Here is a 14255-nt window from a genome sequence, read left to right on the forward strand (position 1 = left end):
TGCATTCCAAATGTAGGAGCGGGCTTGCCCGCGAAGGCGCCTGAACGGGCACTACGGAAGCGCCTTACCTAATACACAACTCCGTCTGACATACGGTCCCAACTTCCTTTCTTAGAGTGACCCGCTCATACGCAATCTACGTAGGAGCGACTATGACTCGCAATACCGCTTCAGAGCTAATCGAAGGCTTCGACGCCCTGGCCGATGAACGCCAGGGCAAAATCACCCTGCGCACCCACAAAGTCCACCTCAACAAGCTGGCGCCACTCACCGCTGATGAGGTAATCGCCGTACGCCAGCAACTCAACCTCTCCCGCTCGGTATTCGCCATGTATCTGCGCACCAATACCCGCACCCTGGAGAACTGGGAACAGGGCCGCGCCAAGCCCAATGCACAGGCTGTCACGTTGATACGACTGGTGGCGCGTTTTCCCGAGACCGTGGCGCAACTGGCGGCACTGGGCTGACCTGCAAATTGGTTCACATGATCGTTCCCACGCTCTGCGTGGGAATGCCACCCGGGACGCTCCGCGTCCTGCTTTAAGCGCAAGATCCGGCACTTGCGCAAGGGTGACGCGGAGCGTCACGGGATGCATTCCCACGCGGAGCGGGGGAACGATCAACTGGGCTGATCTGAAACAGCTGCAAAAAAAAACGCCCCGACAGTTCGGGGCGTTTTTTTACAGGGCTACAGCGTCAGAACGCGATACCGACCTTGAAGCCATACTCATCACGCTTGAGCTTGGTATTGTCGGCCACATAGGAGTCGTCATCGAGCTTGTACTCGGTACGGGTGTAGTAAAGGCCCGCCATCACCGGCAGGTCGCCCTTCTGGTTCATCAGCAGGCTTACTTCGGCGTATGGGTTGGTGCGGTCCTTGAGGTCGACGCTGTCGCTGCCGACGCCATCCACCTTGAGTTTGGCGCGACCATCGATGGTATGACGGGCGCCGGCTTCAACGCGCAGGGTCATGTCATCGAACTGGTGGTTGTAGCCCAGGGCCGCCTTGGCGAACGGCGACTTATTGGTGAGCTTCATGTCGTAGCCATTGGTGTCCGGTTCATAACGGGTCCAGGTGTAGCCACCGCCGACGATCACGTCGACAAAGTTGCGCGCATCCAGCGCGGCACGCCAGCCGAGGTCGAGGTCGGCCTGGCCTTCCTTGAGTTTGTTGTCGCTTTTCTCACCGTACTTGGCTTCGATACCGGCCTGGTAGATAAAGCCGGATTCAGCGGTGAGCTTGTTGCCGAAGTTATAGAACAGGCCCGCCTCGGGCATGTGCTCCTTGTCGCTGTCGCTACCGCCTTCAAGTTTGAAGTCGTTATAGCTGCCGAGAATCCCGAAGGTGGAAATCGGGTCGGTGGACGGTGCTGCGAACACCACGGTTGGTGCTGCTACCAAGGCCAGCAGCGAGGTGTTCTTGAGAAATTTTCCGAATAGTTTGGACATCGTTTACATCTCCATTTTTGAGTGGGCAAAGTATTCAGGAATCGGTTCGAACCTCGGCGCTTGCAAAAAGTTCGAACGGATTTGCACCAAAATGGACAAAAAACGGTTCAGCGAAGGCTCTAGTTCAATACTCTTCGCTATCGGGCCGGCCCCGGTGTTCAAGTCCCCGCGCAAGTGCCGCTGCGAATTGTGATTTTGAATGAACCTTTCCGCGCGCCTACCTATCCATCTATAACAAGACAGGGAGGCAACATGAGTACCGCTAAGATCTACACCATCCACTATCAACTGCACGGTAAACCCAAGTCTTTCGTGGTACGCGCCGAGGTGATGAACAGCACCGAAGCTTGGCATTGGGCGGCCGTCGATGCCGACATTGCACACGTCAGCCGCATCGGCCGCGTGGGGCACGAGCAAGTAAAGAAAACCACCCGACCCTGGGCTGAAAAGTACGGCATCACTGACGTGAGCTGGAACCCTCCAAAATAAACCCCTCCAAATAAACAAAGCCCCGCAAAGTGCGGGGCCTGGTTCACTTCTTCAAGTCGCCCAGCGGATCGTAGGGCGGCTTTTTTTCCGGCTGCTCTTTTTGCTTGTCCAGCGGCGCGATGGCCGGGCCGACGGGGTCGACCTGCGGGTCAGACAGGTCAGGCGAGTCAGGGTCGAAACCCAACTCATCGTTACCGCTGGCGTGTTCGTCGGAACGCGGACCGTTCGGGGGATTACTCATGAAGACCTCCTTGCTTACAGCGGGCGAGCTTTGTCGTGAAGGTTTTCCAGGTCGTGTTCGACCCGTTCCACGTCGTCGTTGTCTTGACGTTCCGCCGGGTCATTAGGGCGCAGTGCATCGTTATCGCGCTCCTCTTCACCGGGCGTGCGATCAGGATCGGGGGTGCCAGGCGGCGGTTGCTTGTGTTCGGACATGATGGCTTACCTCATGGGGACTTCATGGATTTAGAGGAACCCCTTGTGGCCATCGTTCAACTTGATTGCTTCAAGCATGAGAATATGCCCTCCCGTGCTGGAGGCCCGACCCGAATGTTCGAACTCAAACCTTGTGACCCCGCTGTCTACCGGCAGCAGACCCGCCGCAGCACGCTGATCGTCGCTGTGGTGTTCCTGGCTCTGGCGATGTTGCTGTCGAGCCTGGCGGTGATGCTGTTCGGTGAACCGGGCGGTGATAACTTACGCTTCAATGTCGGCGGGGTGTTTGCCGGGGTATTGATCACCGTCGCCCTGGTACGCGGCCCGTTCTGGAACCAGGCGTGGTTGGCGCCGGCGGTATACGGCTGGCAGCTCAAGCGTAGCCTGATGAGCGTGACCAATGTGATGCATAAGGTCAGCGAACGGGTCCAGGCCAATGACCCCAGCGCGATCAAGCTGCTGCGCTTCTACCACCTGGGCCTGACGCAGATGCATGCCCTGGATGCCAACTCCAGCGCCCAGGCGCAACTGGCCGATGAGATCGACGCGCATGCGGCGAAAATGCAGGCACTGGGCATCGATACCGAACAGACCCGCCTCGATCCGGCGTGGCTACAGCTATAAAGGCTGATCCGTGCGTTTATAGGGCAATAAACGCAGGCCGCTGGCCACGGCCCCGGCCAGCGCGAACACGCACCCCAGCCACAGTGCGTATTGCGGGCCGCTGTCCACGAACAGATGAAAACACAACGCTACCAACGATGCGCCCAACGTCTGCCCCAGCAGCCGCGAGATCGCCACGATGCCACTGGCCCCGCCGCTGCGAGCCAACGGTGCGCTGGTCATCAAGGCCTTGAGGTTGGGCGATTGGAAAAAGCCGAAACCGGCGCCGCAGAGGGCCATGCGCCAGCCGATCTCGAAAGCCGAGGCGTCAGTGCCCAAGGTGGCCAGCGCGGCCATGCCGACGCTGAGCATCAACAAGCCAATGCCGCACAGCAGGCCCAGTGACACGCGATCGGCCAGGCGCCCTGCGATCAAGGCCATGACCGCCACCACGGCCGGCCACGGTGTCATCAGAAAACCAGTTTCCACTTGGCTGTGGCCCAGCGTCGTCTGCAACAGAAACGGCAGCGCCACAAACGCCAGCCCCTGGGCACTGAAGGCACAGATCGCCGTCAACGAAGACAATGCAAACACCGGGCGCTTGAACAAATCCACCGCCAGCATCGGCGCCGGGTGCCCGGCCTCGCGGCGCAGCAGCAACGCGCCGAACACCAGCGCCAGCGCGATCAGTCCCAGGGTCAGCGCGCCCTGTGCGCCATGCACGGCGGCGCCCAATCCCAAGACCAGCAAAGCGAACAAGCCTGCGCACAACAGCGCCGCCAAGCGGTCGAAAGCGTGACCCATGATTGGCAGCACGGGTAACGAACGCAGACCCAAGCCGAGGGCCAGCAGCCCCAACGGCACATTGATCAGGTATAGCCAGTGCCAGGTGGCGACCGAAAGGATCGCCGACGCAGCGGTCGGGCCCAAGGTAAACGCCAGCCCCACCACCAGCGAGTTATAGCCCAGGCCACGCCCGAGCATGTTTGCGGGGTAGATATGCCGCAGCAACGCGGTGTTGACGCTCATCAGCGCCGCCGCCCCCAGGCCCTGCGCCACCCGTGCGGCGGTCAGGGTCAGTAGCGAATCGGCCAGCCCGCACAACAACGACGAAACAATGAACAGCAGCAACCCGCCCAGGTACACGCGGCGATGCCCCAGTACATCGCTCAGCGCCGCGAACGGCAGCACCGTCGCGACAATCGCCAACTGGTAGGCGTTGACCACCCAGATCACCGAAGCCGAGTCAGTGCCAATACCCTCTGCCAGAGTCGGCAAGGCGGTATTGACGATGGCGGTGTCGAGGGTCGCCATGCCGATGCCCAAGGACAGGGCAATCACGGCCGGCAAGCGTTTATTGAGGGGCAGCCCATCGGCAACAGAAGACATGAACAATCCGCACGGGTGGCAAGGCGCTTAGATTACGGCCAGTGCGGATTTTTTTCAGCGGTCATTGGCGTGGCTGTCAATTTTTTCATGTTCGCCGAGGCCAGGCCTGGCCCGGGCTTCAGGGGGCAAGCTGTCACCTGTGGATCGGCGTAGCCGGGGTAATCGCGCTCAGGTCCAAATGCCCCTGTTTCAACGGCGGGCACCAGTAGTAGCCACCGGTCAACGGTGTGCTGATGCGATACAAACCATCGACAATCCCGTCTTCCAGGCCACTCATGCGGCGCAGTTGCGCTTCGAATGCATCGAAGGAATGCCCGAACGCGAGAAACATCAGCCCCGCCTGGCCGTTCTCGGCCCATGGCATCGAACGACGCACCACGAAGGCCTCCGGGGTGAAGCTTTCCTGTGCGGTGCGCTTGGTGTGGGCAAATTGGGGGGCGTCGTCGAGCTCTTCGTTGTCGCCATGGCGGCGGCCGATGATGTGGTCGCGCTCCTGGGCCGGTAGCGCGGCGAAACCGTCGAGGTCGTGCTGCCATTGCTGGATAGCGGCGAAGCTGGCGCCGCTGTCCGTCAGGGCCGCTTCAACGGCCGCGTCGTCGTGGGGATTCTCGGTGCCGTCTTCGTAGTCGGTCAGGTCGAAACCGGTCTTGTAGCGAAAGCCTTCGGTCATTTGTACCAGGCGCAACGCCGGCGCCAGGGCTTTTTCGAACGCGCGGCTGCGCAGCAACAATTCTCCCCGGTCCACGCCATGCAGCCATACCCACAGGGCCTGCTGGGTAGAGGGGTTATGCGCACCCGGGCCGCTGAGGGCCGGGAAGCTACGCAGCCCTGCGATGCGTGCACCCAATGCGTTTACCAGCGGCTCACCGAGACCGACCACCGCCGCGGAATCCGTCAACTGCACCAGTGCGTCCAGCGCAGCGGGCAAGGCCTGCGGTGACTCAATGGCAAAAAACAGATGGCGTGCCTGCAACGGCACCGGTGCGGCAAGAATGCCCGGCTGGTACTGACTCATGTGAACTCCTTCAAGAAAGCCGCGCAGTTTATCCCGAAGCACCCGGAATGCGCAGGGGAAAGCGCGCAAGCCTTGCCACAGAGCCTCGGTATGGGTGACTCTCTAGTCATGATTTGCAACTATTCCAGGGGTAGCGCCATGACCACCAGTAACCTGCTCGCCCAGTTGTTTCCCGCCTCCACCGCCGACATTCCCGAGGCGTTTCGCCTAGGCGCGCCGATTGAACAGCGTGATTACCTGGTCGACGGCCAGTTGCGGGTGTGGAATGGCCCGTTGGCGCGTATCCAAAGCCCGGTGCAACTTGGCGATGAACGCGTGCACATCGGCAGTACCCCGCTGCTGGATGCCGAGACCGCCCTCACCGCCCTCGACGCTGCCGTGCGCGCGTATGACCGGGGCCAGGGTGAATGGCCGACCCTGCGCGTGGCCGAGCGCATCCAGCATGTGGAAGCCTTCCTGCGGCGCATGCGCGAACAGCGCGACGCGGTGGTCAAGCTGCTGATGTGGGAGATCGGCAAGAACCTCAAGGACTCGCAGAAAGAGTTCGACCGCACCTGTGACTACATCACCGACACCATCAACGCCCTCAAGGAACTCGACCGGCGCAGCAGCCGCTTCGAACTGGAACAGGACACCCTGGGGCAAATCCGCCGCGTACCGCTGGGCGTGGCGCTGTGCATGGGGCCATATAACTACCCGCTCAACGAGACCTTCACCACGCTGATCCCGGCACTGATCATGGGCAATACCGTGGTGTTCAAGCCGGCCAAGCTCGGCGTGCTGTTGATCCGCCCGTTGCTGGAAGCGTTCCGCGATAGCTTCCCGGCCGGGGTGATCAACGTGATCTACGGCAGCGGCCGCGAAACCGTCAGCGCGCTGATGGCCAGCGGCAAGATCGATATCTTTGCCTTCATCGGCACCAACAAAGCCGCCAGCGACCTGAAAAAACTGCATCCTAAACCTCACCGCCTGCGCGCCGCATTGGGCCTGGATGCGAAAAACCCCGGCATCGTGCTGCCCGAGGTCGACCTTGATAACGCGGTCAGCGAAGCGCTTACCGGCTCGCTGTCGTTCAACGGCCAGCGTTGCACGGCGTTGAAAATCCTGTTTGTGCATGAGGCGGTGGTCGACAGTTTTATCGAAAAATTCAACGCCAGGCTGGCCACCTTGAAACCCGGCATGCCCTGGGATGACGGCGTTGCGCTGACCCCGCTGCCGGAAGTGGGCAAAGTCGATTACCTCAACGACCTGGTGGCCGATGCCACACAGCATGGCGCCCAGGTGGTGAATGCCAATGGTGGCACCCGCCGTGGGTCGTTCTTCTACCCGGCGGTGCTGTACCCGGTGAGCCCGCAGATGCGCGTGTACCACGAAGAACAATTCGGCCCCGTCGTGCCGATCGTGCCCTACCGTGACCTGGATACCGTAATCGACTACGTGCTGGACTCGGATTTCGGCCAGCAGTTGAGCATTTTCGGTACCAACCCCGTCGAGGTCGGACGCCTGGTGGATACCTTCGCCAACCAGGTCGGCCGGATCAATATCAACGCTCAGTGCCAACGCGGGCCGGACACCTTCCCCTTCAACGGGCGCAAGAACTCGGCCGAGGGCACGTTGTCGGTACATGACGCGCTGCGTGTGTTCTCGATCCGCACCTTGGTCGCGACCAAGTTCCAGGAGAGCAACAAGGCGTTGCTCAGCGATATCCTGCGCAACCGTGACTCGAGCTTCATCAGCACCGACTACATTTTCTAAGCACAACGCCGATCTGAATGTGGGAGGGGGCTTGCCCCCGATGGCGGTGGATCAGTAAAGAGTCTGTTAGCTGACACACCGTCATCGGGGGCAAGCCCCCTCCCACATTGTTTGACCGAGTTTACCCTGATGGATGAGGCCCCTTTACTACCGATGAACCTGCCTATGCTCGCCCGGCGCCTGCTGCGCCCCGTGCTCGACCCGTACCGCCGCTATCGCCATGCCAAGCTGATCCACGCGGTACGCGTGTCCATCGGCTTGCTGGCGACGATCCTGCTGACCACCGGCATCAACCTGCCCCATGGTGAGTGGGCGTCGGTGACCATGCTGATTGTGATCGGCGGGCTGCAGCACCACGGCAATATCGGCAAGAAAGCTGTGGAACGCGCCTACGGCACGTTGATCGGGGCCAGTGTCGGCTTGTTGGTGGTGGTACAACATGCCTGGCTGGGTATGCCGCTGCTCACCTACTTATTGATGTCCGCGGTGTGCGGGTTCTTTTCCTACCACGCCATCGGCAAGGGCGGCTATATCGCGCTGCTGTCGGCGATCACGGTGTTCATCGTGGCCGGGCACGGCGACAACCCGATCTCGGATGGGTTGTGGCGCACCGTCGATATCCTGATCGGCATCGCACTGGCCCTGGCGTTTTCCTTCGCCCTGCCGCTGTACGCGGTGTATTCGTGGCGCTACAACCTGGCCAGTGCCCTGCGCGATTGTGCAGCGATCTATAGCCGGATCATCAATGGCCAATCGGTCACCGATGATGAACATCTCAAACTGCTCAACCGCTTGAACGCGGCCATGCTGCAGCTGCGCTCGCTCATGCCGTCGGTGTCCAAGGAAGTGCGGATTTCCATGACCGAGCTGGATAAACTCCAGCGGCACCTGCGCATGTGCATCAGCACCCTGGAGATTCTTGGCAATACCCGACCGGACCCGCGTGATGAGCAAGCTACCGCGCGGATGCGCGTGATGCTCAAGGCCGAGCATCGGCAGATTCGGGTGCAGTTGGTGGGAATGGCACGGGCGTTGAAATCGGGCGTTACGGAGCGTCTGCAACGCCCTCATACCGCCAGCGGCACCCAAACCACACTGGATGCACCCGTATACAGTGCGCTGGATGGTTATCGATTGTTGACCGTACAACTGGCGGATAACGTGGATCAGATGCGCCAACGGCTGGCGAAAAGTGCCCCTCGCTGGAAAATCTAGAGAAGGCCGTTGGGTAAGTTTGCTCGCATTAACGTATTCACACTTTCTCTTACATATTTTTCACGTTTTATTCACAAGCCGAGACGTAGTGTGAAGCCTCATCCGTTACAAACGTTGCATATCAAGCCCGCCGCCCCAGCGGGCTTTTTTTTGCCCTGGATTTGACCTAGCGCGCGACCTTGCCGGCAGGTGCCGTCGTCTGCTCACGAATCGCCCGCTGGGTCTCCAGCACTTTGGCCAAGGCCGTTTCGGCCTCAGCGCTCTGCTGCGGCACACGAATGGCCGCCGACACCAGGGTGATCAACTTGGCCATCACTTCGGCATCCGTCGCCGGGCGCCCGAGGCTCATGGAGTTCATCAGCAGGCGCAATTCAGTGCCGGCCATCACCCCGGAAATCGCCTTGAGCGCAAATTGCAGGCGCACGCCCAGTTCATTGCGTGGCAAATCCGGCAATGCCAGGGCGAACGCCTCGAAAAAACGCTGGAACACCGGCTGGTAATGCACCTTGAGGTATTCCTGGATAAACGGCGAGGTGTCGCTGTACACCCGACCGAGAAAACGGATGAAGGAACGCCCTTCCCCACTGGCCGGATCGCTGCGTTCCAGGCCCATGGCCGGGGCGAACAGCACGCCAAGCAGCGTGTCGCAGTCCAGCGGGCCATCGGACTCGGCCTCGCAACGCGCCAGCAATTCCAGGCGCTGCTCGTTGAGCGGCTCGAGGCGCTGCATCAGCAGGGTTTTCATCAGGGAGTCCTTGTCCCCGAAGTGATAGTTCACCGCAGCCAGGTTGACCTGGGCGCGCTCGGTAATCTGCCGTAATAAAACCGCGTCATATCCGTACTTAATAAAGAGCGCCTCTGTCGCATCCAGCAGTCGAGTCTTGGTAATGTTTGGAGCGCTGAGCTTCTTCGCGGCCATAAGGGTTCCACGGGGGAAATATTGTTTTAAAAAATAATTTGATTTTTTATACCGGGGCCTTCGTTCGAAAGCAAGTAATGACACGGTGCCATATGAGCAAAAGCCTTGCATGCGAGAATATTCATGGCCGCCAACGGATTTTCAACCCTTCGCGAGGCCTGCGCAAACGTCGTCTCAACGCAACAAACCGCTCTACATCCATAGCTGGCGAAGCCGATTGAACGCGGTTACTATTCAAACAATTTTTTAAAAACAAGAAATTAAACTAGTCGGTGACGGCATCGGCAGCCCCGCAAACTTGTTACAAACATTTGCAGGGCCACCCAAGACCGTCGAGACTGCAGGCGTAGTCATGATGACCGAGACCCCCGCGCACCCCAGCTTGATTTCCCTGCAAGGCATCGGCAAAAGCTATCAGCTTGCCGGGCAACAGTTGTCGATTCTGAATGACGTGTGCCTGTCCATCGCCAGCGGTGACAGCTGCGGCATCCTCGGCGCATCCGGCTCCGGCAAAAGCACCCTGCTCAATATCCTCGGCCTGTTGGACTTGCCCAACTGCGGCCAGTACCACTTCGCCGGCCATGACATTTTCAACGCCACGGCGGATGAACTGGCGGCGATCCGTAACCAGCAGATCGGTTTCGTGTTCCAGAGCTTCAACCTGCTGCCGCGCCTCAGCGCCCTCGACAACGTCGCACTCCCCCTCAGTTATCGTGGCGTATCTCGCCATGAATCGGTGGAGCAGGCCTTGCGCATGCTCGAGCAAGTCGGCCTGGCCGAGCGCGCCCACCATCGCCCCGCCGACCTCTCCGGTGGTCAACGCCAGCGCGTCGCCATCGCGCGGGCGCTGGTCGGCAAGCCCTCGGTCATCCTCGCCGACGAACCCACCGGCAACCTCGACAGCAGCACCGCCCAAGACATCATGGACCTGCTCCTCACCCTCAATCGCGAGCAACAGGTAACGCTGATCATCGTCACCCACGACGCGCAGATCGCCGGGCGGCTGGAGCGCAAGATCCGAGTGAGCAACGGCGTAGTGCACGAGGACCAGCGCCGATGAGCCTGCGGGTCGAGCAGAGCCTGAGCCAACTGCTGCATGAAGCGTTCATCAGCCTGCGCACCCTGGGCAAACGCTCGGTGCTGGCCCTGCTGGGTATCGTGATCGGCAGTTCATCGGTGGTGGCGTTGATCAATATCGGCCATAACGCCGCGATGGACGCCGCGATGATTTTCAAGGACATGGGCACCGACACCCTGATCGTCCAGTTCCCGCCCAAAGGCACCAGCAACGTAGCGATGCGCAGCCAGATTGACCTGGAACCGGTGCGCCAGGCTGTGCCGGGCATCGCCCATATCGGCGCGCTCAGCCTGTTCAGCGGGCCCATCGTGTTCCATGGCCGCAGCGCCAATGCCAACTTCGTCGGCAGCACCCCCGATGTGCACGCCGCCATGCGCCTGGCGCTGCGCGAGGGGCGTTTCCTGTCCGCCTTCGATGCCAATGAAACCTATGGGGTGATCGGTGACCAGGTCGCCCAGACGCTCGGCGCACCCGGTGAGCCGCTCAAACTGGGCGACCGCGTGCGCATCAACGACTACCTGTTCCTGATCATCGGCATCCTGCACAACCAGCCCCGCGCGATGCTGATGCCGGTGCAAGCCAATGAATCGCTGTTCATTCCCGTCGAGGGCATGCGGCGTATCCTCGCCAGCCCGCAGATCAACAATGTGATCATCCGCGCCCAGCCTGGACAAGACATGGAACGTGTGGCGCGGGACGCCGCCGCCGCGCTGCAACCGCAATTGACCGAGCACACGGTCGACATCACCGTACCCCAGCAAATGATCGACGGCATGACCCGCCAAAGCCGCACCTTCGCCTATCTGCTGTTGGCCCTCGGCGCGATTTCGCTGGTGGGCGGCGGTGTCGGGGTGATGAATGTGATGCTGATGAACGTTTCAGAACGGCGCCGTGAGATCGGCATCCGCATGGCCCTGGGCGCGCGCCAGCGGGATATCCGCAACCTGTTCCTGCTCGAAGCCGTCAGCTTGACTGCCGTTGGCGCATTGTGCGGCGCGGTATTGGGCATGACCGCCGCCTGGTTCTACGCGTGGCTTTCGGGCTGGGCATTTTCCCTGGCGGTGGCCGCCCTGCCCCTGGGCGTCGGCAGTACGTTGCTGGTGGGTCTGTTCTTCGGCATCTACCCGGCGGTCTCGGCCTCACGGTTGCAACCGGTGGAGGCCTTGCGCGATGAATAAAGGGCTATTGCTGCTGGCGCTGATCAGCCTGCCCGGCATGGCGGCCGACGTGGTCGTCAAACCCTCGGCGCCCAGCAGCACCCGCAGCGGCTATGACCGCGGCGTATCGCTGAACGCCCAGGTGACGACCTTGACCCTGGGCGACGCCGTGTACCTGGGCCTGCGCAACAACCCGGCGATCCGCAGCGCTTACCTGCAGCGGGTCGCGCAGAAGTTCGACCTGCGGGTCGCCGAAGACGTGTTCAACCCCAAGCTCATCCTCAACAGTTATTACCGTGGCACACGCGGTTCCCAGGACAGCGCGCGCAACGCCAACCTCGCACCGTCCACCAGCCTGCTCGGCGAATACGGCACCCGTTTGAGCATGGCCTGGACCCAGCAACTGAACAACGCCGACCGTGCCGGCCGTTACCGCAGCGACGGCCTTGACCTGGCCGTCATCCAGCCGCTGATGCGCGGCGCCGGCTGGGACGCCACCACGGCGCCGCTGCGCCTGTCGCGCCTGGCGGAGCAGGCCAACCGTCTCAACCTCAAGGCCACCGTGGCGCAAACCATCAGCCAGATCATCGCGACCTACCGCGAGCTGCTGCGGGCCCAGGAACAACAGGTGATCGTCCAGGATGCGCTCAAGCGTTCCAACACCCTGCTGGAGGTGAACAAGGCATTGATCAGCGCCGGGCGCATGGCCGAGTTCGAGATCGTGCAGACCGAAGCCGACATCGCCACCCAGCAATTGGGCGTCGAAGAAGCGCAGAACCAACTGGATACCAGTCGCCTGGCCCTGCTGCGCCTGCTGGCCCTGGACCTGTCCACGCCGATTCGCGCCACCGAAGCCCTGGAGGCCAGGCCCATGCAAATCGACAGGCGCCAGGCGTTCAACCTCGCGCAAACCCAGCAACCGGAATACCTCGCCGCCCTGCTGGGCAGCCAGCAAGCCGACCTGAACCTGGTGATCGCCAAGGACTCCGGGCGTTGGCAAGTTGACCTGGTAGCCGGTGCGAATCAGGTGCGCGACGCCTACGATAACGATAACGGCCGTACCAATAACCGCACCTGGGACAGCTACGCCGGGGTACAGGTGCAGATCCCCATTGGTGACATCAGCACGCGCCAGGCAGAAGTACGCGCGCGGGTGAATGTCGAGGACCAGGAAATCCGCATCACCGACGCCCGCCAGGAACTGGAACGCAACGTCAACGACGTGGTGCGCGACCTCGGCACCCGCTGGCGCCAATATGAAATCTCCCAGCGCGCCGTGGAGCTGTCGCGGCGCAAGATCGAGATCGAACGGGAAAAACTCAGCGCCGGGCGCTCCACCAACTTTCAGGTGCTGAGCTTCGAGACTGACCTGCGCAACGCCGAAAACGCGCGACTCAATGCGCTGATCGCTTATTTGAACGCTCAGACCCAGCTTGACTTGACGCTGGGCATGACCCTGGAAAGCTGGGAAATCGCCCTCAATGACTACTAATCGCAAACGCCTGCTGGGTGCTGGGTTGATCGTGCTGCTGGCAGCGGTGGGGCTGGCCCTGCGCAGCCCGGCCGAAGGGCCGGCCACCCGTGAACAATGGCTGGCGGTGAAGCCCGACCCGTTGGTGCACCAGATCGGCCTGGTGGGCAAGATCGAACCCGACACCACCATCACGCTCACCGCGCCGTTCGACGGCAATGTCTTGGCCAACCTGGTCGAGCAAGGCCAACGCGTCGAGGCCGGCCAGGTGCTGTTGCGCATGGACCCGGCCACCCTCGAAGTGCAACTGCGCGAAGCCCTCTCGGCCCAGCTCAAGGCCCGGCGCACCGTGCAGGAAATGCAGGACTGGGACAGCAGCGCCGCCGTCAGCCGTGCCCGGCGCAGCCTGCGCACCGCAGAAATGACCGCCGGCAATACCCAGCGCAAACTCACTGAAAGCGAGAACCTGTTCAAGCGCGGCATCATCCCGCGCAACGAGCTCGACGACCTCAAGCAACAGACCCAGCAGCAACAGCTGGACCTGACAGCGGCGCGCAGCGAACTGCAACAGGCGCTGGAGCAGGGCAAGGGCGTATACCGGCAGATCGCCGATATGGAGCTGACCAACGCCACGGTCAAATATGACGCCCTGCACACCCTGCTCGAAGGCAAGGAGGTCAAGGCGCCCTTCTCCGGCATCGTGGTGCCCGCGCCCGGCAACAGCACCACGTCCCAGGGCGGCAGCACTAACAACGCACCGGTACAAGCCGGCAGCAAGGTCAGCCAGGGCCAGGTGTTGTTCGGCCTGGCCAATATCGAGCGTTTGAAAATCGTCGCCAAGGTCTCTGAACTGGACATCAACCAACTGCATCAAGGGCAGGCGGTGGAAGTCATGGGCGATGGGTTTGACGGTGAGCGCCTGACGGGCTCGGTGAGCGTGGTCAGTGGCCTGGCGATCGCCAACGACAGCCAGGGCAGCGCGCAGTTTGCGGTGACCTTGTCGATTCCCAGGCTCACGCCGCGGCAATTGCAGCGGGTGCGGCTGGGGATGAGCGCGCGCTTGACCATTGTGACTTACAACAATGCGCAGGCGATTGTGGTGCCGAGCGAGGCGATCGGCCCGGACGGCACCGTCGAGTACCGAGCGGCGATGGATAAACCGGTGGAGCGGGTAAAGGTAACGACCGGGCAATCGACTGCTCAAGGGATTGAGGTGTTCGGCCTCAAGCCCGGACTGGTAAAGACCTCAAGATAAATGAAGATCCAACTGTGGGAGGGGG

15 protein-coding genes are annotated in these 14255 nt (G+C 61.5%); 9 read left to right on the forward strand and 6 right to left on the reverse strand.

Annotation, left to right across the window (positions count from 1 at the left end):
* The first annotated feature begins 152 nt into the window (after nt 1-152).
* On the forward strand, nt 153-467 hold the full coding sequence (locus tag C4J91_RS16455; RefSeq protein ID WP_124363302.1) for a DNA-binding transcriptional regulator: 315 nt from the start codon (nt 153-155) through the stop codon (nt 465-467).
* A gap of 229 nt (nt 468-696) precedes the next feature.
* Here the strand turns inward: C4J91_RS16455 and C4J91_RS16460 are convergent, their stop codons facing one another.
* The gene (locus tag C4J91_RS16460; protein WP_124363303.1) at nt 697-1449 is read right to left on the reverse strand and encodes an outer membrane beta-barrel protein; all 753 of its coding nucleotides are present in this window, start codon (nt 1447-1449) and stop codon (nt 697-699) included.
* Between the two features lie 252 nt (nt 1450-1701).
* Here C4J91_RS16460 and C4J91_RS16465 point away from each other — a divergent pair, with 252 nt between their 5' ends.
* Nucleotides 1702-1938: a DUF6555 family protein gene (locus C4J91_RS16465; RefSeq protein ID WP_124363304.1), complete on the forward strand. Its 237-nt coding sequence runs from the start codon at nt 1702-1704 to the stop codon at nt 1936-1938.
* Nucleotides 1939-1981: 43 nt separating this feature from the next.
* Here C4J91_RS16465 and C4J91_RS16470 read toward each other — a convergent pair whose 3' ends face one another.
* Both C4J91_RS16470 and C4J91_RS16475 read right to left on the reverse strand, forming a co-directional pair.
* A complete protein-coding gene (locus tag C4J91_RS16470) occupies nt 1982-2179 on the reverse strand; it encodes a DUF6021 family protein (RefSeq protein WP_124363305.1) in 198 nt (65 codons plus the stop codon).
* Nucleotides 2180-2193: 14 nt separating this feature from the next.
* Nucleotides 2194-2373: a hypothetical protein gene (locus C4J91_RS16475; RefSeq protein ID WP_124363306.1), complete on the reverse strand. Its 180-nt coding sequence runs from the start codon at nt 2371-2373 to the stop codon at nt 2194-2196.
* Nucleotides 2374-2487: 114 nt separating this feature from the next.
* On the opposite strand from C4J91_RS16475, the gene C4J91_RS16480 reads away from it, so the two are divergent.
* On the forward strand, nt 2488-2997 hold the full coding sequence (locus tag C4J91_RS16480; RefSeq protein ID WP_124363307.1) for a DUF3087 family protein: 510 nt from the start codon (nt 2488-2490) through the stop codon (nt 2995-2997).
* On the opposite strand, the gene C4J91_RS16485 is transcribed toward C4J91_RS16480, so the two are convergent.
* Both C4J91_RS16485 and C4J91_RS16490 read right to left on the reverse strand, forming a co-directional pair.
* Nucleotides 2992-4365, reverse strand: coding sequence for an MFS transporter (locus C4J91_RS16485; protein ID WP_124363308.1), 1374 nt, complete (start codon nt 4363-4365; stop codon nt 2992-2994). The two genes, C4J91_RS16480 and C4J91_RS16485, sit on opposite strands and share 6 nt — an antisense overlap.
* 133 nt (nt 4366-4498) lie before the next feature.
* The gene (locus tag C4J91_RS16490; RefSeq protein WP_124363309.1) at nt 4499-5380 is read right to left on the reverse strand and encodes a Dyp-type peroxidase; all 882 of its coding nucleotides are present in this window, start codon (nt 5378-5380) and stop codon (nt 4499-4501) included.
* Between the two features lie 138 nt (nt 5381-5518).
* On the opposite strand from C4J91_RS16490, the gene C4J91_RS16495 reads away from it, so the two are divergent.
* Both C4J91_RS16495 and C4J91_RS16500 read left to right on the forward strand, forming a co-directional pair.
* Nucleotides 5519-7135 (forward strand): NADP-dependent glyceraldehyde-3-phosphate dehydrogenase, encoded by a 1617-nt coding sequence (locus C4J91_RS16495; protein ID WP_124363310.1) that lies wholly within the window; start codon nt 5519-5521, stop codon nt 7133-7135.
* A 153-nt stretch (nt 7136-7288) separates the two neighbouring features.
* On the forward strand, nt 7289-8350 hold the full coding sequence (locus C4J91_RS16500; RefSeq protein WP_124363311.1) for an FUSC family protein: 1062 nt from the start codon (nt 7289-7291) through the stop codon (nt 8348-8350).
* A gap of 166 nt (nt 8351-8516) precedes the next feature.
* Here the strand turns inward: C4J91_RS16500 and C4J91_RS16505 are convergent, their stop codons facing one another.
* Entirely contained in the window at nt 8517-9269 is a 753-nt protein-coding gene (locus C4J91_RS16505) for a TetR/AcrR family transcriptional regulator (protein WP_124363312.1), read from the reverse strand.
* 352 nt (nt 9270-9621) lie between these two features.
* Here C4J91_RS16505 and C4J91_RS16510 point away from each other — a divergent pair, with 352 nt between their 5' ends.
* From C4J91_RS16510 to C4J91_RS16525, 4 genes are read left to right on the forward strand one after another with little or no spacing between them, the layout of a single operon-like run.
* Nucleotides 9622-10329: an ABC transporter ATP-binding protein gene (locus tag C4J91_RS16510; RefSeq protein WP_124363313.1), complete on the forward strand. Its 708-nt coding sequence runs from the start codon at nt 9622-9624 to the stop codon at nt 10327-10329.
* Nucleotides 10326-11525 (forward strand): ABC transporter permease, encoded by a 1200-nt coding sequence (locus tag C4J91_RS16515; RefSeq protein WP_124363314.1) that lies wholly within the window; start codon nt 10326-10328, stop codon nt 11523-11525. Before C4J91_RS16510 ends, C4J91_RS16515 begins: the two co-directional genes overlap by 4 nt.
* Nucleotides 11518-12996 (forward strand): TolC family protein, encoded by a 1479-nt coding sequence (locus tag C4J91_RS16520; RefSeq protein WP_124363315.1) that lies wholly within the window; start codon nt 11518-11520, stop codon nt 12994-12996. The genes C4J91_RS16515 and C4J91_RS16520 overlap by 8 nt, the downstream gene beginning before the upstream one ends.
* Nucleotides 12986-14230, forward strand: coding sequence for an efflux RND transporter periplasmic adaptor subunit (locus C4J91_RS16525; protein ID WP_124363316.1), 1245 nt, complete (start codon nt 12986-12988; stop codon nt 14228-14230). The genes C4J91_RS16520 and C4J91_RS16525 overlap by 11 nt, the downstream gene beginning before the upstream one ends.
* Nucleotides 14231-14255: the final 25 nt, after the last annotated feature.

Source organism: Pseudomonas sp. R3-52-08 (assembly GCF_003851745.1).
Taxonomy (GTDB): domain Bacteria; phylum Pseudomonadota; class Gammaproteobacteria; order Pseudomonadales; family Pseudomonadaceae; genus Aquipseudomonas.